Source organism: Microbulbifer sp. Q7 (genome assembly GCF_001639145.1).
Taxonomy (GTDB): domain Bacteria; phylum Pseudomonadota; class Gammaproteobacteria; order Pseudomonadales; family Cellvibrionaceae; genus Microbulbifer.
In genome coordinates this window covers 1,656,262-1,681,386 of the sequence record NZ_LROY01000002.1, presented here as the reverse complement: position 1 = coordinate 1,681,386, position 25,125 = coordinate 1,656,262, and the positions used below count along the sequence as shown (strand labels likewise).

Sequence of the window (25,125 nt, the reverse complement as noted above, 5' to 3'; positions counted from 1 at the left end):
CAAAACCAGAATCGCGCACCACGCCGCAGCTTGGCGCAAGTCTCCCGCGCGATCAGAAGCGGTTCAGTTCCTCTCTCAGGTCGTTTCCGAGATCGTTGGGCCCGGTAATCCACACGCTTTCATCCGAGCCGGGGAAAACACCGATGTCGATGCCGTCTTTTTCCAGCCCCGGAAGCCAGCGGTTCAGAAACTGGGGCAGGGGAACGCTGCGCGGTTGCAGCTCGCTATCCTCCGTGGCAAACGCCTCGGCAAACTCGGTGCTGGGCCAGATCGGCAGGTATTCAAAGCCGCCCTGGTCCTCCGAGTGCAACTTGAGGAAGTGCTCATCCCGGTTGATCAGGATCCATATCTCGCGCTCCTCACCCACCAGGTCCAGGAAGTATTCGTAGCGGGCTTCACAGTCCAGGTCGAGGATTGCTTTCAGGTCGTCGGTACTCATGGTTCAGCTCGCTATCTTGAGGAGGACTAGAGTGACCATTTTACGTGTTTTTTAACCGGGTGTTTGACCTTTGTGATGTCCTGGCGGTCGAGTGAACCGCGGGGAAGTGCGGCGCCATGGCGCACGTTGATACTCTGGTATTCTTATTGAGGGTGTGCTGTGCGATACGCTGCCCGAGCTGGCCGCCTGCACACCAACCCAACCCCGACCCCAACGCAATTGGTAAAGATCTTTTATGGAACCCTTCCTCTCGAATCCCATGGCAGTTCTGGTCATGGTTGGGATCGTCTCGATTGCGTGCCAGTTTGCGGCCTTCAAGCTCCGGCTGCCGGCGATCCTGCCCCTGTTGTTGGCAGGGCTGCTGCTGGGGCCCATCACCGGGGTTCTCGATCCGGATGCGCTGTTCGGCGATTTACTGTTCCCACTGGTTTCGCTGGCCGTGGCCATCATCCTGTTCGAGGGTGCGCTTACCCTCAAGCTATCCGATCTCGCCGGGCACGGCAGCATGGTGCGCAATCTGTGTACTTTGGGTGCCCTGGTTACCTGGTTGATCGCCACCCCGGCCGCCTATTACGTGCTTGGTATGCCCCTGCAACTGGCCGCCTTGTTTGGTGCCATTGTTACGGTGACCGGGCCTACGGTCATCGTGCCGATGTTGCGCACCGTGCGTCCGAATGCGCGGATCTCCAACATACTGCGTTGGGAAGGCATCGTCATTGACCCTATCGGCGCACTGCTGGCAGTGTTGGTCTACGAATATATCGTCGCTGCACAAAATCCGTTTGAGCATTCGCTGATCCTGCTGCTGAAGGTGGTGCTCATCGGCTTTGGCCTCGGTGCCATGATGGGGCATTTCCTCGGCACCCTGTTGCGCAATAACTGGGTGCCACACTACCTGCGCAATACCGCCGTGCTCACTTTGATGCTTGGTGCTTACGCGGCCTCCGACTTGATGGCCCACGAATCCGGTCTGCTCACGGTCACTGTGATGGGCATCTGGATGGCCAACATGAAAGGCCTCGACGTCGACGATATTCTCGAGTTCAAGGAAACCCTCAGCGTCCTGCTGATTTCGGCCCTGTTCATATTACTGGCTGCGCGGCTGGAGTTGTTCACCCTCGCCCAGTTGGGGTGGGGAGCGCTGTTGGTCCTGGGTGCCATCTTGTACATCGCCCGCCCGCTCTCGGTGTTTCTGTCGGCGCCGGGCTCGGGGCTTAACTGGCGTGAGCTGGCCATGTTGAGCTGGATTGCCCCGCGGGGCATCGTGGCCGCTGCAGTTTCTGCGCTGTTCGCCCTGAAGATGGAATCCTTTGGTTTGCCCAAGTCGGAATTACTGGTGCCGATGGTGTTTCTCGTCATCATTGCTACCGTGGTGATCCAGAGCCTGACGTCGAAAACCGTCGCAAAATTGCTGGACGTGCGGGCGCCTTACCCGAATGGATTTCTGATTTTCGGTGGTGGCAGGTTCGCCCGCCTGCTGGCGAAAGACCTGATGGATAAGGGCGTGCCGGTCCGTATTGCCGACACCAACTGGGATGCCATCCGTGAGGCGCGCATGGCAAACATCCCGACCTATTACGGCAACCCCATCTCGGAACACGCCAGCCTGACTATGGACTTGTCCAGCACCGGCAAGGTACTCGTGCTCTCGCCTTACCGCCAACTGAACCCGCTGGTGGCGTATCACTTTGAGCATGTGCTGGGGGATGGCTCCGTGCTCGGGTTAAGCGACAGTGCGCAGGAGGGCAGGGCCAGCCATAAAGTATCGGAGGAGTATGCGAAAAAGCTGGAGCTATTCTCCGAAAACGCCACCTACGGCCGCCTCGCGAGCCTGGTAGCCAAGGGCGCAACCATCCGCACGACGCGCCTGACCGATGAATTCACCATTGACGATTACAAAGAAACCTATGGCAACCGCGCAACGCGCCTGTATGCGGTCGATCCACGTGGCAAGATCCATATCAATACCGTTTCCCATGAGTTTGAACTCGGTGCGGATTGGCAGGTCGTGAGTCTGATTGCCCCGGAGGCACCGCAGGTGCCATCCTCCGGCGCAGAGGTGAGCGCGGCAGGCTAAGCCTGTAGCAGGTCAAGTTTGTATGGATAGGCGGCGCCACTGATCCAACGGATGGATTGGTGCGTACTCATTGCGAGTAACTACAGCTGCAGTGACGTATTGATATGAGTGAATTGATTCGACTGGTGTACGCCAGCCGCGCCGCGTTTGCGCCCGCGCCGGTTCAGCAGGGGGTTGAGCCATCGGTGGGGCGCATCCTGATGCAAAGCCGAAAAAACAATACCGAAGCCAATATTGGTGGGGTGTTGTATTTTGGCGATGGTTACTTCTTTCAGGCGCTGGAGGGCGATCGCGTCGCCGTAAACCGGACCTACCAGCGCATTACCGCGGATTCCCGCCACAGTGAGGTGACTATCCTTTCACTGAAAACGGTGCCCAAACGCCTGTTTGCCGACTGGTCGATGAAATACGTGCCCGCGGAAGAGGCAGTGCGACAGTTTATCCGCGCGCGCAGTTACCAGCGCTTTGAGCCGCTCAAGTTTCAGGAAGAGGAAGCGGAGGCCCTGGTCGCACTGTTTCAGCAGCAGGGCGATGTGGGTGGCCAAGTGCAAAAAACCGGTTTTGGGCCACTCTGGTTGCGCAGATTATTTGGTTGATTGTTCGGCCGGGAGCAGGGGGTTTTATTATGGCCCGGCCGCACTTCAGCGACGGTTTCTGCCCACAGCCATCACCACCGGCAGACGAGTGCCTTCCATTTGCATACTGAAAGGCCGGGTTACCTGAATGTCGGTGAGTTGCGCTTGCTCAAAGGCGGTGTGCAGCTGTGCTTCGGTAAACCCTGGGCCCGTGCCCCCATCTTCCAGTAGCCAGTCCCATTGCACCAGGTAGCCATTGTCCTTGAGCAGGGACGCCAGCAAGTGGACGGTGTGCGGGTAGTCCGGCACAAAGGCGAGCGCGGAAGAGGCAACAATCAGGTCGAACCGATTGTGCAATCGCGAATCGATGCTGATGAGGTCTGGCGATAGCATTGATTGAATCGTCTCAATGTTACCCAGCTGTTTGCCTTCCAGCACCGAGATCATCTTCTCGGAGGGGTCGAGCGCAACGATACGGCCGACTCGCGGTGAGAGTTTCTCCGTCAACAGTCCGGTGCCGCAACCAAAATCCAGTACTCGGGCCGTTCCATCACCGATCGCTGCCAGCACCGGTGCGAGGGACTCGAAGGCATGGTTCGCATAGTCGATCACCGCGTTATTGCTGTCCCAGCTCTCGGCGTAATCGTCCCATGTTTTTTCAGGCATTCCCGCTCCATTATTATCTAGTCGTTATGGGGTGTAACGCGCCTGACGAATGTGCCGGGATGGAGGCTTGGCGCTACTGCGGCTGATATTGCACCATGATTTCATTTCTGCGCAAGAACGGCAGTGTCCACGGCGGGTTGTAACGGGCCATCTCTGGTGCGCCGGTTGCGTTTAGCCCCTTTTGCTGCAGCCATGCCTGCAAGTCTGCCGTTTTTTCTGCAACCCGTTTCGCGCCCGTCAGTCCGGAGAAGCGGATGACCGCGTAGTGGGTTTCGGGAATCTCGCGAATGGAAACCGCGGCATTATTCGGGCGGGGCAGGGAATCCATGGTGTAACTGCTGGGCATGACGAACGAAACACGCCAGCGGCCGTCGCTCTCCTGCATGCTGACCGGTGCCGTCATGCTGATCTTTTCTGACTGTGGCTCCATACCCACCGGCGCGGTCATATCAATCTTCTGGCTGCCGCCACTGCGCGCCGTGTTATTGCCAAAGATGTAGTTTGCCAGCAGGCGAAATCCCTTGCCCGACGCCTCGTCCATGGTGCCGCTCACCACCACCTCCGCCACGATGCGTGGCTGGTAGGTGCGCAGCTCGAACGGTTCAGCCTTCTCAGTCACCGTGTATTGCGGTTCCTCTGTCGCCATTACATACCCCGCAAACAATGTCAGCCACAGTCCTAGAAAACGTCTTGTCATTGGTAGTTCTGCCAGTTTTAACCCGTGTTTGCCTCAGAGTATAGGATTCGAGCCTGAGAGGGGGGCGACGCGCACCCCTATTGTCAACAATTAACTATTGACATTGCTCGAGGCGGCGCACAGGATGGCGATTGCAGGCTGGCGTGGGTGGGCAATAAATAACCACTGTGCTGGGCTGTTCAGTAAGGTTCAACTCAATAATGAAAAACGCTCGAATCTTGGTCACCGCTTTGGTGTGCAGTCTGAGCATCGAGCCTACAGATGGAGAGAGAGCATCCATGCCTATCTATAACAAGCGCTTTACCCTGAGCGCCTTGTCCGCCGCAGTGATTACCGCCGCTTCTGCGAGCGCTTTTGCCCAAGAAGCCGGCAGTAGCACATTGGAAGAAGTCTCCGTGACGGGCATTCGCCAGTCCCTGACCAATGCTATGGATATCAAGCGTGATTCCTCCGGTGTGGTAGACGCGATTTCTGCGGAAGACATTGGCAAGTTCCCAGATACCAACCTCGCAGAATCTCTGCAGCGGATCACCGGCGTGTCCATTGACCGCAGCAATAACGAAGGTAACAAAGTTACCGTGCGCGGCTTTGGTCCCAACTACAATCTGGTGACCCTGAACGGTCGCCAGATGCCGAACTCCTCTGCACTGCAGTCGGAAGGTATTACCCGTAGCTTCAAATTCGCCGAAATTTCTGCGGAGAGTGTAAGTGGCGTTGAGGTTTACAAAACCGGTAAGGCGGATGTGTATTCCGGTGGTATCGGATCCACCATTAATATCAAAACGGCACGCCCGTTTGACCACGACGGATTCGTTGCCAGCGCAAGTGTGAAAGGCGTCGTGGATACCAGTGTTGAAAAGGGAGACACCGTCACGCCCGAATTTGCCAGTATGGTGAGTGGTACTTTCTTCGAGGACAAACTCGGCGTGTTGCTGGCTGTTTCTCATGCCGAGCGTGACAGCCGCAGCGAAGGCGTGGGCACCCAGGCGTGGGTACCGAACTACGGTACTGCAGACACATCGGCCATCGATCGCAACAAAAACCCGGAGGGCACCTACTGGGCACCCTGGACCTTTGATGTAAATGTATCCGACCATCAGCGCGAGCGCCAGAATGGCCAGCTGGTGGTGCAATTTGCGCCGGTGGAAAATGTAACCGCGACCCTGGATTACACCGCGTCTCGTTACGACGAGCAGATCTCCATGAACCGAACCAGCGTGTGGTTCGATACGTCGAGTGGTGTGGCCGACAGTAACGGCACCGTGATCAATCCCAGTGTGCAGAATGATGAGCTGAACTTCTGGGCTTGGGACTACCAGTTCGTAACCGAGAATGACTCGGTTGGCCTCAATGTGGAATGGGAAGCGACGGACAGTCTGAGCTTTGCCCTGGACTTCCATGACTCCACTTCCCATTCCCAGCCAGGCGGTCTTCCCGCAGAGACCATTGCCAATACCAAAAACCCGGGCAAAATGGTGGATGTGGTCGCAGATTTCTCCAGCAGCAGCGGCCTGCCGGGCATCAGTTTTGACGATTCCGCTCTCGCAGGTGGTGCTTTCGCGCCGCAAAATATCGTGTCTGACCTGTTCCAGGAACGGGGCTACGAGATTGAGAACAGCATCCAGCAATTCCAGCTGAGTGGTACTTGGGAAAATATCGACGATGGTGCACTGAAAGCCATCCGCTTTGGCGTTGCGACTACCGACTACCAGGTAGACGTATTTGAAAGTGGCTCCTTTGCCTTTGTCGATCTGGGTGACCTCGCGGCACTCGGCATTGGCTTCGAAAATCGCGGTGATTTCGGCGATCAAATGGGCAATAACAGTGGCCTGTTCCCCTTGCTGGCAGACTATGAAGCGTCCGATTTTATCGATGCCGTGAGAGCCAACGGAGACTACTACGAAGCCACGCCGACTTTCGACAAAGTGAGTGAGGAAACCCTGGCCGCTTTTGTGGCACTGGATTTCGAAACCGAATTCAATAGCTACCCGGTACGCTTGAATACCGGCCTGCGCTTTGAAGATACGGATGTGTCGGGCACCTCTATCCAGAACGGTATTGTTGGCCTGAGTTACTGGCATGTGGAAGAGTTACGTGAAGTTAATGATGACATGCCGAGTGCCGACACCCTCGACGGGGCCTACACCCGCTTCCTGCCAAATGTGGATGCCAGCATTGATCTGAATGAAGACTTGGTCGCGCGTGCTTCGTATAGCCGCACCCTGAGCCGTGCGGATATTTCGGCGATGTTCCCGTCCACTTCACTGGATGTATCCCGTCCGGGTGGTCCATTCAATGCCTCTCAGGGTAATCCGGGACTGCTGCCGATCACCTCAGACAACTTCGATCTCTCTGTCGAGTACTACTACGGAGAAGGTAGCTACGCATCTGTCGGTTACTTCAAGAAGTACGTTGAGAACTTTATCGGTGCTACAACGGAAGAGCGGGTAATTTACGATGTTGACGGCAACCCGATTACCGACCCAAGCGCTAATCCGCGCCCAGGTTGCCCGGACTCCACCGGCGCCAACACCGCTTGTCTAAACACCGCCAGTGACCCGGTGATTACCTGGAGCGTTGCAACGCCAGGCAACCTTGAAGAGGCCGAGGTTTACGGTTGGGAAGTGGCTGTTCAGCATATGTTCGGCGACTCTGGCTTCGGGGCCATCGCAAACTTCACTTTAGTGGATGGCGATGTTGAATACGATGTATTCGACAACCAAAACTCGGTGGCACTGACCGGCATGAGCGATTCTGCCAACCTGATTGGCTTCTATGAGAAAGATGCCTTGCAGGCTCGTCTGGCCTACAACTGGCGCGATGACTTCCTGCTGGACACGCGTCAATCCCAGATTGGCGGTCAGCCGGTGTTTACCGAAGCCTATGGCCAGTGGGACCTGAATGCCAGCTATGCGGTAACGGAAGACATTTCCGTCTTTGTGGAAGGCCTAAACATCACCGAGGAGACTATCCGTCGCCACGGCCGTTTCGCCAACCAGCTCGTGAGTGCTCAACAATACGGAGCCCGCTATAACATCGGCGTACGCGCCAAGTTTTAAGTAGGGATTGTATTGTCGATGTAGTACCAGGGAGGGCTGCCATATTTATGGTGGCCCTCCTTGTTTTAAAACATTGCGTTTCAGAATATATAAAAAATAGAGGTCAGGTATGTCTGATCCAGTAAAATCGGTTGTGATTCTTGGTGGTGGTACCGCAGGCTGGATTACTGCGGGCACACTTGCCGCACGCTTTAAAAACGACCAGGCCCACCCGGTTAGTGTCACTCTGGTGGAGTCCCCGAATGTCCCAACCATTGGCGTCGGCGAGGGTACCTGGCCCACTATGCGCGCGACCCTGAAGAAAATGGGTGTCCGCGAAGCCGACTTCATTCGCGAGTGTAATGTTGGATTTAAGCAGGGCGCGAAGTTCGCGCGCTGGGTAACCGGTGCAGATGACGATTTCTATTACCATCCGCTGGTACTGCCGGAGAATTTCAATCAGTTTAATCTGGCTCCTTACTGGCTCAATGAAGAGCGAGTCCAATCCTTCTCGGACGCTGTTTGCCCTCAGGAGGCCCTGTGCGAGCACAACCGGGCGCCCAAACAGATCGGCACCCCGGAGTACGCCGCAGTTGCCAACTATGCCTATCATCTGGATGCGGGAAAGTTCTCCGGTTTCCTGCAAAAGCACTGCATAGAAAATCTGGATGTTCGCCATGTCTTCGCCGATGTAACAGGCATTGAGGAGTCAAACAACGGTGATATTACTGCTCTGAAAACGGAAATGGCTGGTGACATTCCCGGCGATCTGTTTATCGACTGCAGCGGTTTCCGTTCCCGGTTACTGGGTGACCACTACAATGTGCCTTTCCGCTCCTGTAAGGACACCTTGTTTATCGATAACGCGCTCGCGGTGCAGATCCCTTACGAGCACGAAGACAGTCCCATCGCCACCCACACCATCTCTACCGCCCAGAGTGCTGGTTGGGTGTGGGATATCGGATTGCAGAATCGTCGTGGGGTAGGGCACGTGTTTTCCAGCGCGCACACCGATGAAGCCGGGGCCTACCGTGAGCTCGCGCGCTACCTGCACCTTACCGAGGCGGAGCTGGATACGTTAGGTGTACGCAAGATCCCGATTGTCCCCGGCCACAGGGAAAAGTTCTGGCATCGCAATTGTGTCGCCATCGGCCTCTCGGCCGGTTTCCTCGAACCACTGGAGGCCTCGGCGTTGGTGCTAGTGGAAATTTCTGCGAACATGATTGCCGAACAATTCCCGGCGAGTCGCGCGGCCATGGATGTGGTGGCACGCCGCTTCAATGACACCTTCCTGTACCGCTGGAATCGCATCATCGACTTCCTCAAGCTGCACTATGTGCTCACCAAGCGCACCGATAGCCGCTTCTGGGTTGACAATTGTGACCCGGCAACCGTGCCGGACAGCCTGAGAGAGCTGCTTACCCTGTGGCGCTACCAGTCGCCGTGGCACGATGACTTCGACCGCGCAGTAGAAGTCTTCCCCGCTGCCAGCTATCAGTATGTGCTGTACGGTATGGGGTTTGAGACGGAGCCCAATGTATTCGGCCTGTCCGAACACTACCGAGAACAGGCGCAGCAACTGTTACAACAAAAGCACAAGGCCACACAACAAATGATCGCGGGGCTGGACAAGCACCGGGATCTGATCAACAAAATATGCCAGCATGGCCTGCAACGAATTTGAAGGAGAGAAACACCATGAGCGCTCAAGCAAACCCAACAAATAGCAACGTGGTTGCCCTGAACAACGAAAGCCACCGCCACCTTACTGTCGTCACCAAACGTGGTGCCGAATACGGCGAAGCGACGCACTTGGTGCCCGTGGTAGCAAACGAACTCCGCAATCTGGTGCTCGAATACCCGGTCTGTATCACCAAAGACCCCAGCAACGGTCAGTTCTCCCTGTGCGCACTGCTCGGCTTCGAGCCTGGTGAAAACCTCTACTTGCAAGATGACAGCTGGGATGCCCAGTACATCCCCATGCACGTCCGCCGCCAGCCATTTATGGTGGGCTATAAAAATCCACAGGCCGGCGCCGGTGAAGACAAAGGCGCAGTGATTACCCTGGATCTGGCCAGTAAACGGGTTCACGAAAACGGAGGGGAGGGCGAACGCCTGTTCGACGAGGAAGGGAATAATACCCCGTTTATGCAACAGGTCAGCGATCTCATGGGCCAGTTGATGGTGGGCATGGAATCTACCACTGCATTCCTCAAAGCATTATCCGACAACGATCTGATTGAACCTGCCCATATCAACGTACAGTTCGCCAGTGGTGAACAGAAGCGATACGAAGGGCTTTACACCGTCAATGAAGAAAAGCTGCACAAGCTCGATGGAGATAAGCTTGTGCATTTCCATCAACAAGGATATTTGCAGGCGGCTTACTGGTTGAGTGTTTCTCTGGGGCAGGTGCGGAAGTTGATTGTTCTAAAAAATAAGTTGGGATAGTTTCGAAAGCTTCAAGCGAAGGCGGCGATACCGGGTACAGCCTCGCAAGACCTTCTAAAACAGGGACATTTTAGAAGAGCCCCCATGGATAGGTTCACGGCGTGTCTTGCGAGGCTGTACCCGGTAGCGGCGCCGCCACCGGGATAGGGAAGAACGGATTATCCTGTGGAATCGGGACTTTCCGAGGACTCAATCGGATGCACCTGCGGCCACCCGGCAAACTGTCGGTCCCGCGCCGGGTTTGCATCCCAGGGCCAGCACTCCAATTGATACCTGCCTTTTGCGTGATCCACCACCGCGATCCCGTATCCCTCACTCTTCAGATTGCGGTCGGCGACAAATTTGCCCCAGGTCGTATTGTCATCACTGAATTCTGCATGGGTAATCTTCGGATTCGCTGCCGCCAATACGCGCATGTTGTTGCCGAATGGATCGGTAAAGTGTCCCGTATTGGGGTCGTCTCCAATGGCGTTTTCGAGTTTTCCCATTCCTTCAAACCAGCGTTGCCAGAACGCCGCCGATGCCGGCCCGGAGAAGAACAGCGCACCTGTACTTTCATCGCCCACTGGAAAAGCGCCACTGTATTGCCGCGCCACCAGCCCGAGGTGCTGGTCTCCCGCAAGCACCAGCGCTTTGGCATCCTCCACCAGCTTCACTGCGCGGGTGCGGCCATCGGGCGGATAGCAGTTCGCGTCGTAGTCAACCAATCCATTGCCTTCCTCATCCGTCTGCGGTGAACCCCAGATAGAGGCCGTCAGGCAGATTTTTGGCAGGCCCGGGTCCATACTCGCCCAGTCCCGCAGGAATTGCTCCTGCCGGCGGCCCAGTAACTCGCCCGTAACCGTCAACCGGTCCGCCTCGTAGTCGGGCGCGGATTTGAATTTTCGGTCCTCGACCATCGCAAAACTGGTGCCGCCGTAAACAAAGTGCGCATAGGTCACCGGGATCCCGTGGCGAATAGGCGTTGGGTCGTAAGCGTCCGGCGTATGGCTGCTTTGAATGCGGTACACCATTTTCACCAGCTCGATGTCGTGCTTGAAACCACCATCCTCCTCGCGGGGGCCGCCGGTGGCATCGCCCTTGTTGCCCCACAGGTTCCCCTGCAGAACATCGTGGTCATCCACCAGCAAAATCGACGGACGGTTGCGCACGGATTCACGGAAGGTCCAGTACCACAGGTACCAGCGGTACAGGGTATCCAGTTTGGCCTGGGGTGTATCGCGGCCGTAGCGGGTGGGGTAGGTTTCGTAGTACTGATCCCCGGCGAATACATACAGGTCGGGTTGGTGGGTGTCGCAATGGGAAACCAGCGTATTGTGGGGAAAGAAAATGTTGTCTTCGGTGTAGCGGCCGAGGATTCGCTCTTCGGGAATCAGCTTGGAGTAGGCTGGCTCGTCGAGGCTTTTTGCCGTAGGGATGATGCAGGAGTAGAGCGCGATCTTGAGCGGGCGAGACTGGCCTGGATCGCGGGCAATGGTTCCAGAGTAAAGCGCTTGTGCACTACCTGCGAAACGGACGCGATATTCGTGATCTTTACTGGCGTCCCAGCCGGCAATGCGGAACGCGGCAACATAACCATCCTCAATCGGGCGCTCGGCACCTGTCTGCCATTGTTGTTGGCCCACTGTGCGGTATTCCAGAACCGCGTTGGAATTGGCTACGAGATCAATCGGCATAAACTGGGCGGAGAGTTTCAGTACCGCCTGTTTGTCGCTGCAGTTCAGGCTGTGCATACAGCCCATTACCGGGCCGAGTTTACGGTCCGGATGGGCTGTGATCTTGTCGCCACCGGTTTCGATATCACTGAACCACCAGCGGGCACCGGCGGCATCGGTAGGTGGAGAGGAAACCAGCATGATGCCGCCGGTCAATTGTTCTGCCGGCACCTCGGTGCGTACCGCAAAGCCGAACTCCTCGCCACTTTGTGCATCGCTCGCCACCAGTCGCACATCAAAGCGGCCGTTTTCCACCGGGTCGATATGGCAGTCCAGCTGGATTTTCCGCTGGCCGACTTGCGAGATACTCACACTGCCTTCCCGCTCCAGGCGGGTAAATCCCATGCCGTTGTCCTGGTCGGAAAAATCCCGGAAGCCGAGATTGCCGCTTTCATCCAGTACCGCCATAAAACCGCCATTGGTACCGCCCGCACGCTGTGCCAGCGCCGCCCCCCGGTAATCCAGTTTGCCGGCGCCAACACCCAACAGGAAGCCGCAGAAACCCTTGGCATCGGGTGTCATTAAACCCACGCGAGCGCGAATGCGACCGGGTTTGTGTGTGTTCGCCAGTTCCCGCGTCAGGATCGCGGCAGTTCGCACCTCAAAGGTTTTGTCGCCCTGCAGGCACTCCAGGCGCCCGTTGTGGCAATGCCAGTCCTGTAGTCGGTTGCCCCACAGGTGGCCGCCGAGCCAGTGTTGGGTGCCATTTGGCAGGCGGCCAAGTGGTGTGGTCTCCACCAGTTTCGGGCGTGCCGCCGCCATGGCTACGGCAAGGGAAGGGGAGATGGCTGGTGCCAGGGCGGCACCGGAGCCGAGTTTCAGAAAGCTTCTTCTTTTCATGTTTGGTTTCCGTTTTCTCGATCAGATTTATTGTTCGCTGTTTGCGGGAGTGGCCAAGGAACTGCTAAATACCTCGGAGTCCACCAGCGCCCCCTTGTGTTGAATAACCAGCGCCGCGACCTTGGCCGCTCGGGCAATGGCGTCGCGCGGGCTCAAGCCCTGACTGCGATAGGCCAGATAGGAGCCATTGAAGGAATCCCCAGCGGCGGTGGTATCCACCACCCGCTCGACCTGTGCAACCGGTTCCTCAAAGTGCTCCCGAGGGCCGCGATAGCAGACGCCGTTGGGGCCGTCTTTGATGACCAGCTCCTCAATATCAAACCCATTCAGGAAGTCACATGCACCCCTGAAGTCTTTTACCCCGTACAGCACCTCAAGATCCTCGATACCCGGTAGCGCCAGGTGTGCGTACTCAAACGCCCGCGCATACTCCGTACGGGTCTCTTTGGCCGAGTTCCACAGCTTGGGGCGATAGTTGGGATCAAATACGATGCGGGTGCCTGCGCCGTGCAGTTGCTCCAGAAGCTCCCAGAAGGCGGGGCGCGTGCCGGGGCTCAAAACGGCCAGCGAAATCCCGCTGAAGAAGAACAGATCCGGGCAGGGCGCGATACCGCAGGGCAGGTACCCGCCGTCCCCGGCGACCTGCGTGGCCTCGCGGAATAGTGGCATCACCTCGCGGGCCGCTGAGTCTGAGCGCCAGTAGCTGAAGCTGCGCTCGCCCTGGCTATCGGTGTTCACCATATAGAGACCCAGCTGGCGGGTAGGGTGGCGGAATACCAGTGAGGTATCGATGGATTCCTGCTCCAGGGCAGATACCAGCCCAAGGCTCGCCGCATCGTGGCCCACCGCCGTCATCAGGCGTACCCGGTCACCGGCACTGGCCAGCCTCTTGAAGTACACCGCTACGCTGTGTACATCTCCCGCAAACGACTGGTGGAACAACCCGGGCGCACGCTGGCTGAACTCCACCATGCTCTCTCCCAGAATTACCAGATCTGTCATATCAGTCACCTTTATACGTTGCCTTATGCCCGCCATCTGGGACAATTTGTGCCATTAAATGGAGTAATGGCAGAAAGGTCAGGTCGTATCTACGGCGAGTGCTCGGGAGGAGGGGGATTGCACCTTTACTCCCTTAGGATGACCTTGTAAATTGTCAACAACGGGCTTCGAAAAAAGTAGTGGTTCGTTAAAAAAGCATTAAAAAACAATAACTTAAAAGATCGCAGCTCGGATCGGTGCGATCGGAGGGCTGACGCCCCTTTCACCACACATTAAACAACGGATTTAAATTGTTAACAATCAACAGTTGACAAGGTTTCCGGGGTTGGTGGATGATTGAGCCATCGATGGAAGAAACCCCACAACCTATCAATCGGGTCTTCTTTCGAAATCTAGGGGCGGCGCCACTAGCGGTATTGGTGAATGCCGAATTGATAATAAAAATGCGATCCGATGGAGAGAGATAGCCATGTCTACGTCCACTGTACGTAATCGCTTCCGTATGTCTGCACTGTCAGTTGCTGTGTTGTCCGTTTGCAGCGGCCAGGCAATGGCGCAGGAAACAGAAGACCAAAACCAATACGAAGCACTTGAAGAAGTTCAGGTGACGGGTATTCGGGCCAGTATTGAAAAGTCCATTGATGACAAGCGCTACGGCGGCAACATCAAAGACACCATCAACGCCGAAGACATCGGCAAAACCACCGACCAGAACATCGCCGAAGCGCTGTCCCGCGTGACCGGTGTATCCATGCAGACTGTTGATGGTGAAGGTACGACCATTACTGTGCGTGGTGCGAATGCGCAACAGAACAACATTAGTCTGAATGGTGTGCAGTTGGGTGCAACTGACTTTAGCCAGGCGGTTGACCTGTCTGCCTACTCTGCGGATATCCTTTCCAAAATCGAGGTGGTGAAAACACCCAGCGCGGATCACGATGAGGGTTCTCTGGGTGCGAATATCAACTTGATTTCTGCAAAGCCATTAGAAGTCAATGAAGGGTTTAACCTGAATGCCCAGGGTCGCTACAATGACCTTGCCGATGATCAGGGGCATAAGATTTCACAAACCTTCACTGGCAAGTTTTTTGAAGACAAGCTCGGCGTTCTGGTAACTGCATTTGATGAGGCAGATTCTGGCCGTAAAGACCAGTATCGCGCAGAGAGTTTTACCTCATATACATCTCGCGTGGCGAGAGACCAGAATGGCAATGTCGTAAACGACGTGACAGGTATTGTGCCGTCCTTCTCGAATCTCGAGCTGGCTGAAAATCAGCGTGAACGCCAGGGCGTAAACGTTGCATTGCAGTGGCAGGCAACGGATACAACTGAGGTAAACACCAACCTCAGCTGGAACAAGCAGGATCTGGAAGCAACCACACATAGTCTTCGTACCCGCATTGGTGACTATGGGAATAAATTTGAGGGAGAATCTACTCCGGGCCTGGGTCTTGCTCCCGCCACTTATTCTGACCCGCAGGCGGACTGGCACACCTACAATACAGAAACTCGCACGTTCACTAAAATGTTGAACCGAACTGCGTTGGGTGATATTTCCCAGTCTGAAAACAAGTTCTCTAATGTCAACAAGATCGCATCCTTTGACATAACTCAAGAAATTGGCGATTCCATTGTTGTTACCGGTGGGGTTGGCTACTCCAGCGCAGAACAAATTCCGGATCAATCTCTCTATGTAAACCTGCAAAACTACGCAAATATCAACGCGTGGGTTATGCAGCACGCAACTCCCGATGAACTGGAGCCGGTAGGGTTTGACTGTACTTCGGGTGTGTGCGAGCTGGTTGCGGGTACTGGTGAGCTGGATCAGGGCACTACGCAGTATCCTGAGACTGGCGCTGTTTGGGATAATTTTTCAACCACTGGTTTTAACCCCGATGACCTGGGGTCTCAGCATCTTTCGTATCTGGCCCGCACAGTACGCGCAGTAGAGGATACCCAGAAGACAGCCTATTTCGACGTTGATTGGGACGTGGACTTCGCTGGTGTAAATCAGATCGAGTTTGGTGCCAAATTTTCGAATCGCGAGAAATTTGTCGACAACCAGACCGGTGCATTTTTCTCCGTTGGCGAGGGTGTGGTAATTACCGACCCAGAGACCGGCGAGCGGATTGCGACGGTCAATGGCCTGCAGGATATCTCTGGTGCATTGGTCCAGGAAGGGTCTTTCCCCGCAAGTGACTTTATGCAATCGCTTGGCTACAGCCGGAACAATATTACTGACGGATGGACCACTATTTCTGCGCAGAAAGCATTCGACGTCGCGCAAGGTAACCCGGATGCCGAGTTTGTTCCGGATGACACCGAAACGCGTTTCGCTGAACTCGATAACCAGGCTGTGTACGTAAAGGCGGATTTTTCCTTCTTGGATGAAAGGCTCAGCGGTGATGTGGGCCTTCGTTATGTAGAAACCGATGTATTCGCAAGCGGATATTCGGGCGTTAACTTCCAGAGTGATCCATTTAATCTTGGGCGTACGCTTGACCCGATTAAATTGGCGGAGCTTCGAGATTCCTCACTTCCTACTTGTGCAGACCCGGTATTTTATGGGGCTAACTGGAACGAGGAGATTCGCTGGTCGCGCGTCGACGGGCAAGGTTACGACACCAAGGGAACTGCGACAAAAGAGGATGATACACCTCTGCCGGACCAAGGCGCTTGTTACGATGCCCGCGCGGAGCGGATTCACCCAGGAGACGGCACAGCTGCCAGTAACTGGTGGTTGTGGCGTCATTCTGACCTCTCAACCGAGCAATACTATGTATATGGCGACCGTCGCTATGACGAAAATGGCCAGCTACTCCCGACCGCTGATTTGAGCAAGCGCTCCTTCGCGGTGGATGATGAGCACACTTACCGAGTTCTTCTACCTAGTCTGAATTTAAATTATGTCATCAATGATGAGATGGTAGGCCGGGTAGCACTCTCCAAGACCATGTCTCGTCCGCAGATCGATTCTTTGCGTCCGGGCTTTAAGGTTACTGAAAGTGTTTGGGGTGGGTTCGATCGCCCTGGAAACGTCGTGACTCTCACCAACACGAAGCTGGATCCATTGGAGTCCAATAACCTGGATCTTTCATTCGAATGGTACTTTGCTGAGAACTCGATGGTGGCTGCAGGTCTGTTCTACAAAGATATGACGAATTTTGAGGAATCCCAGACCATCGTGACCTACCTCGATGACCTGCGCGACCTTGGCCTGGACGAAAATGGTGAGCCCTACAACACCGCTGACCTGATTAAAAATGCGGATGATTTGGAAGGCTGTATGCCTCGCCGTATATTGAATTTCCCAGAGCTTGCCGAGGATTGGGTATATTCTGATGACCTGAGCCAGCTCTGTGCGCAGTTCCAGACTACTCAAGTCAAGAATGGTAAAGGTGCAGAAATTCGCGGTATGGAACTGCAATATACGCAGTCCTATGACATGTTGCCCGGCGTATTCGCGGGTCTGGGAACTATGTTTAACTATACCTACCAGGATAGTGCTTACGATCAGGAGGTTTCCTCTTTGGATCCGAATGTAGTGCTGCCTGAATTGCAAGTAGCCTATACCCCTGAGCATAGCTACAACGCCACTGTTTTCTGGGAGCAAAATGGTCACCAGCTACGCCTGGCCTACCAGGGTACTTCCGATCAGCTGGCACAGCGTAGCTGGAATAACGGTGCCCTATGGCAGGAAGGCCGAAATACTCTGGACTTCTCCGCGACATATGCATTGAGCGACAACTTCGATATCTACTTCCAGGCAACGAACCTGACGGATTCTGAAGTGCGCACCTACTTCACCAGCCGCTTTATGGATCTGGGCGATGTAAACAGTGCAGGAGAATCAGTCGTATATGACGAGGGTAATCCGCTCGATGGCGACGCGACCACAGCTCGTACTGTGACAGAGTATAAAACCGGCCGCGCATTCCGCCTTGGCGTTCAGGCGCGCTTCTAAGTCCTCTCATCAATCGATTGTCATTGCTTGCCGCGCCTGGAAACAGACGCGGCTTTTTTTCGCCCATTATTTGGTTCTTATATGGATAGAAGACACTTTCTTATCAATATTTCAACATTGCTTGGATACGGCGTCCTTTCTAATGATCTCACCGCGTTAGATGCTGCATTTTCTATTAGCGGGAATCCAACTGGTTTTCTACAACCAGATGAATGGAAGCTGGTTGGTGAAGTTTCAGACATTATTATTCCACCAACCGATACGCCTTCGGCCAGTCAGGCCGGTGTTCCAGGGTATATCGATTTTTATTTGAGCGAATTTCTGGAGCCCAAGGCCAGCAAGGTGTTTGTCGAAGGGCTAAGAAGCTTGTGGGGTCAATCAATACCAGATTTTCTGGCACTGTCTGAAGAGCGCAAAACTGCGCTAATTCGGGCTATGGATGATCGGCTTGGTACTCCCGGAGAGAGCGCCATCTACAAGCAACTCAAAGAGCTTATCGTTATCGGCTATTACACCTCCCAAGTTGGTGCCACAGAGGCATTGCGTTACGACCCGGTTCCGGGTCCCTACAAAGAAATCAAGCTGGCAGAAGTAGGGCGCGCCTGGCTGTAACACGCAGTAAGTTTGAAGGAAAGCAATAATGAGCAACACCGAATACGACGTAATCGTCGTCGGCTCCGGTATGAGCGGCGGTTATGCGGCGAAAGAGTTTTGTGAAAAGGGCTACAAAACCCTGGTACTAGACCGGGGTGGGATGGTCAAACACGGGCAGTATAAAACCGAGGGTAAGGCACCCTGGCAGATGCCGTTTAGAGGGGATGTACCGGAGGAGATCAAGGCCGAGCAGCATATCCAGAAGAATGTGTATATCTACAACGACTATACCCGCCATCATCTGATCAATGACCGCGAGCATCCCTATGAGCAGATGAAGCCGTTTATCTGGTATCGCAGTGCGACTGTTGGCGGCAAGTCGCTGATCTGGGGGCGCCAGAGCTACCGTTGGAGCAAACTGGATTTCGAATCCAACAAACTGGATGGTAACGGTATTGATTGGCCGGTGCGCTACGGGGATATCGAGCCCTGGTACGACCGGGTGGAGCCATTTGTGGGGATCTCCGGTAGCTACGAAGGTCTTGATGTTTTGCCGGATGGCAAGTTTTTGCCCGCATTGCCGCTCAATGTAGTTGAGCGGGATATGAAAAAGAAAATTGAAAAGGCCTTCCCCGACCGGCATTTTATCCCCGCGCGGGTCGCGCACCTCACGCAACCCCAGAAGCAGCACCTGGAACTGGGGCGGGTGCAATGCCAGGCCCGCAGTGAGTGTCCTCGCGGTTGTTCATTTGGTGCCTACTACTCGTCCAACTCGGCGGCGCTGCCGGCCGCCGAGCGCACCGGAAATATGACGCTGGTGGCGAATGCCCAGGTTCAGGAGGTGCTCTACGATCAGGGCTCCGGGCGTGCCAGTGGGGTCGCTTATGTAGATATGCGCACTGGGGAGCGCAATCTGGCGCGGTCACGGGTAGTCTTTATGTGTGCCTCTACCCTGGCCTCTGTGCAGATTCTGCTGAATTCCAAATCTGAAACTTTCCCGGAGGGAATTGGCAACCGCTTCGATCTGCTGGGCCGCTATATTATGGATCACTGTGGTGGCGGCGGGGCCTCGGGCATGGTGCCCGGCTATCTCGAAGACTATTACAAGGGCCGGCGCCCCGGGGGCGTGTATATTCCCAGGTTCCGTAATATTCGCGAGAAACACGGTGCCTTTGAGCGTGGCTACGGTTTTCAGTGCGGCGCCAGCCGAGCAGGCTGGCACTGGGCAAAGAGCGGGAAAGGTATTGGCAAGGCGTTTAAGGAGAAGGTCAGTCAACCCGGCAACTGGTATTTCACCATGTGGGGTTTTGGTGAGAGCCTGCCGAAATACGAAAATCGCGTTACCCTCCACCCCAGTAAAAAAGATCGTTGGGGCATGCCGATCCTGGTTACGGATGTTGCCTATGGAAAAAACGAGAGCGCCATGGTCAATGATATGAGCGTTACCGCCGCAGAAATGCTCAAAGCGGCTGGTTTGCAGAATATTCGCCCGTTTGAAGGCGAGGCGCCCCCGGGTGGCTCCATTCACGAAATGGGTGGCGCCTGTATGGGGCATTCGGTGGAAACCTCTTACCTGAACAGGTGGAACCAGTGCCATGATGTGAAGAACCTGTTTGTCACGGACGGCGCAGCCTTCTCGTCCGTATCCTGTGTGAACCCTTCGATTACGTTTATGGCGTTTACCGCGCGGGCAGTAGACTATGCCGACCAGCAAATGCAACAGGGGTTACTTTGAATGGCCGGGAAGAACAATTTGAAAAAATCGACAGCGAAGCGGGCGCTAACGTTACTCGCGCTGATGGCCACCACACCAGTATCGGCAGCTCAGTTCAAGGCGCTGCTGTTTACCAAAACGGCGGGCTGGCAACACGAGAGTATTCCGGCAGCGGTTTCCGCGGTAACAGAACTGTCCCGCCTGCATGATTTTGAGACGGTACACACGGATGATAGTGAGGCGTTTACCCTGGAGAACCTGCAGCAATTCGATGTGGTGGTTTTTCTGTTGACTACCGGTAATGTACTGAATGAACGGCAACAGGGCGCGTTTCAGGCGTTTATCCGTTCCGGCAAAGGCTATGTGGGTGTGCATTCGGCGGCGGATACTGAGTACGACTGGTCCTGGTACCGGGGCTTGGTTGGGCGGAATTTTCTGATTCACCCGGCAGTGCAGTCCGCGAAAGTGGATGTACTGGAGACGGGCTTTCCGGGTGTCGAGTATATGCCTGCCCGTTTCCTGTGGACGGAGGAGTATTACACCTATGGGCCCGAACACAGCGACTCTCTGAATTACCTTTTGGCGGTGGATGAAACCACCTACAAGGCGCAGGCCGCATGGGGTGAAGTTAATTCGGAGGGTATGGGTAAGTTCCATCCCGTGGCGTGGTACCAGCAATACGACGGAGGTCGGGCATTTTATACGGGCCTCGGCCATTTGCCGGCGTCTTACGGTAATGCCATGTTCCTGTCGCACCTTTACGGGGGTATTTACTGGGCCGCGACCGGGAAAGGCATCGACTAAAGTCCGACGATCTCTACATTTAACGTTTGCTGAATCAATAAAAAACCCCGCTCTGTTACCAGAGCGGGGTTTTTTGTTTTGGACTGTAAGTCAGTAAGTCGACTTAATTACGCACTGGTGTTGTGCTGTAGTCTTTGATAATCAGATTCGCGACGGTGAGATCACCGTTGTGACGGAAGTCCACGCTGATCGTGTTGTTTGCCTGAATCAGTTCTGCGGGTACTGGAATCTCCAGGGTGTTGAAGTACCGTTCTGCAGCGTTCTGCTTGCGTCCACGCCAGTCCAGTGGCGTCTCAACGGTCTGGCCATTGATGGTCAGACTGTCGATCTGCAGTAAGCTGTCAGGGGTGTCGTCTTCACCTGGGAACAGGGCTACCGTGAGTCGCAGTTGTGCTTCGGCATAACCCGAGGGAACAGCGACATTGTTCACCTGCAGTGATTTTGCACCGCCCGCTACGGTAATACGATGCGGTACGCTACCGCCACTGACACTGTTACCGAAGTACTTCTTCTCGTTCATGGACTGGTTGATCGCCACATTGTTGCTCAGAGTGTAGCGCAATACCACTGTGCCATCGGCAGCCAGCGTGAGCTTGCTCGGAGCCTGCTGCATATGATGCCGATCCGTGATGGTGTCGAAGCTGCTGTTGAAATGCATGTTGCGCATTTCAACATTCTGAACTGCCGATCCGAGGCCAGCGACGTTGAGGTCGATGGTGGTGGCGACGGTTTCCAGGTTGTTGATGATGACGAATACTTCGTTTCCATCTACATAGGATTGCACTTGTACGTCGGCATCGGAGGAAACAGCATCCACTCGTGTGCCGTCTACATCGGCCCACAGTTCGAAAAACTGAATGTAGTCGGACCAGTGCCAGTCGTTATTGTTCAGCTGAGACTCTTTCATCATGCTGTAGTGGTAGGGCGCGGTACAGGTGCGCACCTCTTCATAGCCGCAACCGAATGGCTTGTAGCCCCACAGTGGTTTTGCGGGGGTAAACGGCATGGATTTTATGACGTAGTCAGGTCGATCCAGGATCTGCATCAGCATGGCGTTAAAGGATTTGACCACCTCAGACTCGTAACGACTGTTGTGTGCCAGATAATCCCAGCCACCCTGCACAGCGCCATACTCGGAAAGTACGATGGGTGTGCGGTTGGCTGCCCCATTTTGATGGACGTCATACCACTCCATCATGTCTAGCATGGCCGGTAGGTGTCCGCCGCGGCGCAATGTCGACGTTGAATCGTTGGAGACGCCTGGCCAGTCGTACACATGTACGGCATAGAAGTCCATGTTGTGACCGGCAGCATCCATAAAGCCTTTCCACATTACATCCCACTGATACCAGTCCTGGCTGCGGGTATCATCAACCGTTGTGGTCATCGCATTGCGGAAGAAGGCTCTTGCGGCTTCCTGTACTTCTGGGTCTTCGTCGGTGATCCACTGATCGTAGTTGTCGTCTGCAAAGCGGGAGATACCATCGCGACGGTAGAAGTCGTGCTGACCCCAGGTCATGCCGCCGATCATCGGTGCTTCGTTACCGAGTTTGGAGCGGATTTCCTGTGCAACCAGGTTGTGGTATTCCCACAGCGCTTCCTGGTTAGTGACCATGAACTTACCGGTTTTCATTTCCATGTCCGGTTCGTTAATCACTTCCCAGTATTTTGGCATGGGGTCGCCCACATTGCCGTTGCTGGAGTTGGCGTAGTAGTGCTTCAGATATTGGCCCATCCACGCTGCGGAAGTTTCGATATCCATCGGCTGCCAGCCGTGCCAGGTCTTACCGTTGTCGTACCAGCTCAGGGTCGGGTAGGTCGGATGCGGGTTGGTACCGGCAATCAGCTCGGTGCTTTCCGGGCTGAAGCGTTTGTAGAAGGCATTCGCTTCGTAGCTCTCGCGGAGTTCCTGACCGCGTGTCACCATGTAATCCATATCCGGCCAGTTGGCTTTGTTTGGATCTTCTTTGGTGTCCTGGAATTTCCAAGTTGCGGTGCCGTTGTCGCGGCCCAGGGTTACGTCGAGAGTGTTCAGGAAATAGTTCAGCTTGTCGGCGTGGCCTTTCCAGTCATTCTCGTAAATGGTGGTGTGCGCAGTGATGTGACGGTTACGGCCGAAATCGGAAACACCGTTGACGCTGTGTTTGATGTTCGCGTTCACCGTTACGGTTGCACTGTGACTATTGCCCACCTGTGAGGCCGAGCAGCCGGACTCGTTGGCAAACTCGCCAGCGGGGGTCGAAGGGCAGTTGTCTGCACTGTTGGCAACACCATCACCGTCGCTGTCGGCAAAGCCGGTACAGCCAGAGGGGTCGACATTCTGACCGTACGGCGTGTTTGCGCAGTTGTCGGCGCTGTTTAGTACACCGTCGAAGTCGTCGTCGTCACCGCCCGCGCTGGCACAGCCTACCGCGTTGACAAACTCATCGGCACCCGTGGTCGGGCACTGATCCAGATTGTCGGTAATGCCGTCTTCATCGGTGTCCAGTTGGGAAGGGGCGCAGCCTACGCTGTTTGCAGTTTCCGCCGGATCGGTGCTCGGGCACTGATCTGAAACATCCGGGGTGCCGTCGCCGTCGCCATCGAGCGCCAGGTCCGCGTCGCCTACACGCTCAAAAATCGCGTAGTCGATATTGAACTGGAAGTCCTGGCTGCCCGCTCCATAAACACGGATGGTGAGGTCGCCCGCGAACAGATTGATTTCGCTGGAGGCGTTGAGCAGGTAGAAACTGTCCCAGTCGCCCTGACTTTGCACGTCGGTAATGTTCTTGATGACCAGCTCACCTTCGTGGTCGGTCGCCATCAGGCCTACGGCGCTCCCGGAGGTGTTACCGGTGCCCACGTAGAATTTTGGTTGATACAGACCGGATTGATCCAGGCTCAGGTTGTACTCGAGGTAGTCGCCACTGTTGAAGTAGTTCACCGCCGTGCCACCGTTGATGGCATAGGTCTCGATTTCTCCACCCACAACGTGCGCACTTTCCGCCTGCAGAGTGAAGGTGCCGGAAACCGGGCTGCCGTTACCGGGGCTGCTGCCACCGGAGCTGGAGCCTCCGGAGCTTGAGGAGGAAGATGAGCTCGATGAGCTGGAGGAGGAGCTCGAACTGCTACCGCCAGATGAGCTCGAGCTGGAGCTGGAGCTGGACGAAGAACTGGATGAGCTTGAGGAACTGGAAGACGAGCCGCCGCTAGAGCCGGAGCCGGCACTATCGTAGCTCAGCTCGATTCGATCGAGGTTCCACTGCCAGTCGTTGGTGCCACCACCGTAAACGCGAATTTGCTGTGTACCTGCTGGTAGGTAAACGCTGCCTCCGGCCAATGCCTGGAAGTTGTCCCAACCGACATTCGGCACACTGGTTTGTGCCAGAGTTTGCCAGCTTCCGCCGTTGTTGTGCTGGAAGTCAATGCGGCCGCCGTTAATCGCGGTGCCAGCGAAATAGGTCAGGTCGTAATTACCGGCTTGGGGAACGGAAATCGTGTATTCGGCATAGTCGGCTTTGTTGACGTAGTTGATTGCCGTCGCACCATTTACCGAGTAAACGCTGATTTTTTGCGGCTGGCCGTCGGCGTAGGTACCGCCGACCTGGGTGAAGCTCTCTGCTTCTACGGTGAAGTCGGTGCTGCCGCCGCCACTGCTACTGGAGCTGCTGCCACTGCCACCGCTACTGGAGCTGCTGCTGGAGCCGCCGCTAGCGCTGACCAGTGTGAGTTCCAGTGCATCCAGGTTCCACTGCCAGTCATTGCTGCCGGAGCCGGTCACGCGCAGATTTACCGTGCCGGCGGGGAGGGAAATGTTACCGGCGTCCAGTGGCTGGAAATTATCCCAATTGCCCGCTGGAACGGCTTTTTTCACGAGCGAGGTCCAGCTGGAACCGCCACCGATCTGGAAATCGATTTCCGCACCGGAGGACACGCTGGTGCCAATCAGATATTGCAGATTGTACGTACCTGCTTCGGCTACCTGCAGGGAGTACTCGGCGTAGTCGCCACGGTTGACGTAGTTGATGGCGTTAACGCCATTGACACTGTAGACACTGATTTTTTGCGGCTGGCCATCGGCATAGGTGCCACCAACACTGCTGAAGGACTCCGCTTCAATGCGGTAGTCTGCCGCGGTTGCCGCCGTACTAAAGGCGAGACCAGCAGCCAGCACAGACTGTGCCAGCGCCAGTGGACGCCTGGAATAGGGGTATTTCATCGCTTGCTCCGAGATTGAGACACGGTACTGCGGGTGTCGTTATTATTTTTTGAGCCGCTCGGGTGATCCGCCGGTACCTCGGAATGGCGGAGCGCACGGTGAGTGGCTCCAGGTCGACAGCAGTTGCCGCGAAAACAGCAATAAGAGGCTGGTTTGGGTTTGCGGCGCTTGTTAGCGTTATATCTGCCGTCATGCACATTAAACAATAAACTGTTAACAATTTACAATTGGGCGAATGAGGATTGTCGTGTTTTTTGCCGATGTTTTTTGCGGGGGTGAGAACTGCCTCTAGTTCTCGACATATTGGGGGGCAAAAAGGCAGGCCGGGGGGATACCGCCGGCCTGCAGGGC

At 55.4% G+C, this 25,125-nt stretch carries 15 protein-coding genes; 9 read left to right on the top strand and 6 right to left on the bottom strand.

All coding sequences use genetic code 11. The features are described from left to right. Positions 1 to 52 precede the first annotated feature (52 nt). Positions 53 to 439: a DUF2750 domain-containing protein gene (locus tag AU182_RS12735; protein ID WP_066965807.1), complete on the bottom strand. Its 387-nt coding sequence runs from the start codon at positions 437 to 439 to the stop codon at positions 53 to 55. Between the two features lie 235 nt (positions 440 to 674). On the opposite strand from AU182_RS12735, the gene AU182_RS12730 reads away from it, so the two are divergent. Both AU182_RS12730 and AU182_RS12725 read left to right on the top strand, forming a co-directional pair. Beyond that, entirely contained in the window at positions 675 to 2,516 is a 1,842-nt protein-coding gene (locus AU182_RS12730; RefSeq protein WP_066965804.1) for a sodium:proton antiporter, read from the top strand. 104 nt (positions 2,517 to 2,620) lie between these two features. Further along, the gene (locus tag AU182_RS12725; RefSeq protein WP_066965802.1) at positions 2,621 to 3,112 is read left to right on the top strand and encodes a BLUF domain-containing protein; all 492 of its coding nucleotides are present in this window, start codon (positions 2,621 to 2,623) and stop codon (positions 3,110 to 3,112) included. Between the two features lie 45 nt (positions 3,113 to 3,157). Here AU182_RS12725 and AU182_RS12720 read toward each other — a convergent pair whose 3' ends face one another. Beyond that, positions 3,158 to 3,757, bottom strand: coding sequence for a class I SAM-dependent methyltransferase (locus tag AU182_RS12720; protein WP_066965798.1), 600 nt, complete (start codon positions 3,755 to 3,757; stop codon positions 3,158 to 3,160). A 73-nt stretch (positions 3,758 to 3,830) separates the two neighbouring features. Then, on the bottom strand, positions 3,831 to 4,403 hold the full coding sequence (locus tag AU182_RS12715; protein WP_082859428.1) for a heme-binding protein: 573 nt from the start codon (positions 4,401 to 4,403) through the stop codon (positions 3,831 to 3,833). 329 nt (positions 4,404 to 4,732) lie between these two features. Between AU182_RS12715 and AU182_RS12710 the strand changes: the two genes are divergently transcribed. The 3 genes from AU182_RS12710 to AU182_RS12700 all read left to right on the top strand — a co-directional run bounded on the left by AU182_RS12710 (position 4,733) and on the right by AU182_RS12700 (position 9,943). Next, positions 4,733 to 7,513, top strand: coding sequence for a TonB-dependent receptor (locus AU182_RS12710; RefSeq protein WP_066965792.1), 2,781 nt, complete (start codon positions 4,733 to 4,735; stop codon positions 7,511 to 7,513). Between the two features lie 109 nt (positions 7,514 to 7,622). Continuing rightward, positions 7,623 to 9,176 (top strand): tryptophan halogenase family protein, encoded by a 1,554-nt coding sequence (locus AU182_RS12705; RefSeq protein ID WP_066965789.1) that lies wholly within the window; start codon positions 7,623 to 7,625, stop codon positions 9,174 to 9,176. Between the two features lie 14 nt (positions 9,177 to 9,190). Beyond that, the gene (locus AU182_RS12700) at positions 9,191 to 9,943 is read left to right on the top strand and encodes a SapC family protein (protein WP_066965786.1); all 753 of its coding nucleotides are present in this window, start codon (positions 9,191 to 9,193) and stop codon (positions 9,941 to 9,943) included. Positions 9,944 to 10,101: 158 nt separating this feature from the next. Here AU182_RS12700 and AU182_RS12695 read toward each other — a convergent pair whose 3' ends face one another. Together AU182_RS12695 and AU182_RS12690 are read right to left on the bottom strand one after the other, a co-directional pair. After that, positions 10,102 to 12,498, bottom strand: a complete 2,397-nt coding sequence (locus tag AU182_RS12695; RefSeq protein ID WP_066965783.1) for an alkaline phosphatase D family protein — start codon at positions 12,496 to 12,498, stop codon at positions 10,102 to 10,104. Between the two features lie 27 nt (positions 12,499 to 12,525). Beyond that, positions 12,526 to 13,500, bottom strand: coding sequence for a sugar kinase (locus tag AU182_RS12690; RefSeq protein WP_066965780.1), 975 nt, complete (start codon positions 13,498 to 13,500; stop codon positions 12,526 to 12,528). 469 nt (positions 13,501 to 13,969) lie between these two features. Here AU182_RS12690 and AU182_RS12685 point away from each other — a divergent pair, with 469 nt between their 5' ends. The 4 genes from AU182_RS12685 (at position 13,970) to AU182_RS12670 (ending at position 20,576) form a co-directional block, all read left to right on the top strand. Further along, positions 13,970 to 17,464, top strand: coding sequence for a TonB-dependent receptor (locus tag AU182_RS12685; protein ID WP_066965777.1), 3,495 nt, complete (start codon positions 13,970 to 13,972; stop codon positions 17,462 to 17,464). An 81-nt stretch (positions 17,465 to 17,545) separates the two neighbouring features. Then, positions 17,546 to 18,076: a gluconate 2-dehydrogenase subunit 3 family protein gene (locus AU182_RS16305; protein WP_082859425.1), complete on the top strand. Its 531-nt coding sequence runs from the start codon at positions 17,546 to 17,548 to the stop codon at positions 18,074 to 18,076. Positions 18,077 to 18,104: 28 nt separating this feature from the next. After that, complete coding sequence (locus AU182_RS12675; protein ID WP_066965771.1) at positions 18,105 to 19,793, top strand: GMC oxidoreductase; 1,689 nt, start codon at positions 18,105 to 18,107, stop codon at positions 19,791 to 19,793. An 18-nt stretch (positions 19,794 to 19,811) separates the two neighbouring features. Next, positions 19,812 to 20,576: a ThuA domain-containing protein gene (locus tag AU182_RS12670; RefSeq protein WP_227718250.1), complete on the top strand. Its 765-nt coding sequence runs from the start codon at positions 19,812 to 19,814 to the stop codon at positions 20,574 to 20,576. A 103-nt stretch (positions 20,577 to 20,679) separates the two neighbouring features. Here AU182_RS12670 and AU182_RS12665 read toward each other — a convergent pair whose 3' ends face one another. Next, on the bottom strand, positions 20,680 to 24,774 hold the full coding sequence (locus AU182_RS12665) for a carbohydrate-binding protein (RefSeq protein WP_066965765.1): 4,095 nt from the start codon (positions 24,772 to 24,774) through the stop codon (positions 20,680 to 20,682). Positions 24,775 to 25,125: the final 351 nt, after the last annotated feature.

Excerpts from the sequence above, each read along its gene's own strand:
- AU182_RS12725 (WP_066965802.1), top strand. The coding sequence starts at position 2,621 with ATGAGTGAATTGATTCGACTGGTGTACGCCAGCCGCGCCGCGTTTGCG.
- AU182_RS12705 (WP_066965789.1), top strand. The coding sequence starts at position 7,623 with ATGTCTGATCCAGTAAAATCGGTTGTGATTCTTGGTGGTGGTACCGCA.
- AU182_RS12700 (WP_066965786.1), top strand. The coding sequence starts at position 9,191 with ATGAGCGCTCAAGCAAACCCAACAAATAGCAACGTGGTTGCCCTGAAC.
- AU182_RS12720 (WP_066965798.1), bottom strand. The coding sequence starts at position 3,757 with ATGCCTGAAAAAACATGGGACGATTACGCCGAGAGCTGGGACAGCAAT.
- AU182_RS12710 (WP_066965792.1), top strand. The coding sequence starts at position 4,733 with ATGCCTATCTATAACAAGCGCTTTACCCTGAGCGCCTTGTCCGCCGCA.
- AU182_RS12665 (WP_066965765.1), bottom strand. The coding sequence starts at position 24,774 with ATGAAATACCCCTATTCCAGGCGTCCACTGGCGCTGGCACAGTCTGTG.
- AU182_RS12695 (WP_066965783.1), bottom strand. The coding sequence starts at position 12,498 with ATGAAAAGAAGAAGCTTTCTGAAACTCGGCTCCGGTGCCGCCCTGGCA.
- AU182_RS12685 (WP_066965777.1), top strand. The coding sequence starts at position 13,970 with ATGTCTACGTCCACTGTACGTAATCGCTTCCGTATGTCTGCACTGTCA.
- AU182_RS12730 (WP_066965804.1), top strand. The coding sequence starts at position 675 with ATGGAACCCTTCCTCTCGAATCCCATGGCAGTTCTGGTCATGGTTGGG.
- AU182_RS12675 (WP_066965771.1), top strand. The coding sequence starts at position 18,105 with ATGAGCAACACCGAATACGACGTAATCGTCGTCGGCTCCGGTATGAGC.
- AU182_RS12735 (WP_066965807.1), bottom strand. The coding sequence starts at position 439 with ATGAGTACCGACGACCTGAAAGCAATCCTCGACCTGGACTGTGAAGCC.
- AU182_RS16305 (WP_082859425.1), top strand. The coding sequence starts at position 17,546 with ATGGATAGAAGACACTTTCTTATCAATATTTCAACATTGCTTGGATAC.
- AU182_RS12690 (WP_066965780.1), bottom strand. The coding sequence starts at position 13,500 with ATGACAGATCTGGTAATTCTGGGAGAGAGCATGGTGGAGTTCAGCCAG.
- AU182_RS12715 (WP_082859428.1), bottom strand. The coding sequence starts at position 4,403 with ATGGCGACAGAGGAACCGCAATACACGGTGACTGAGAAGGCTGAACCG.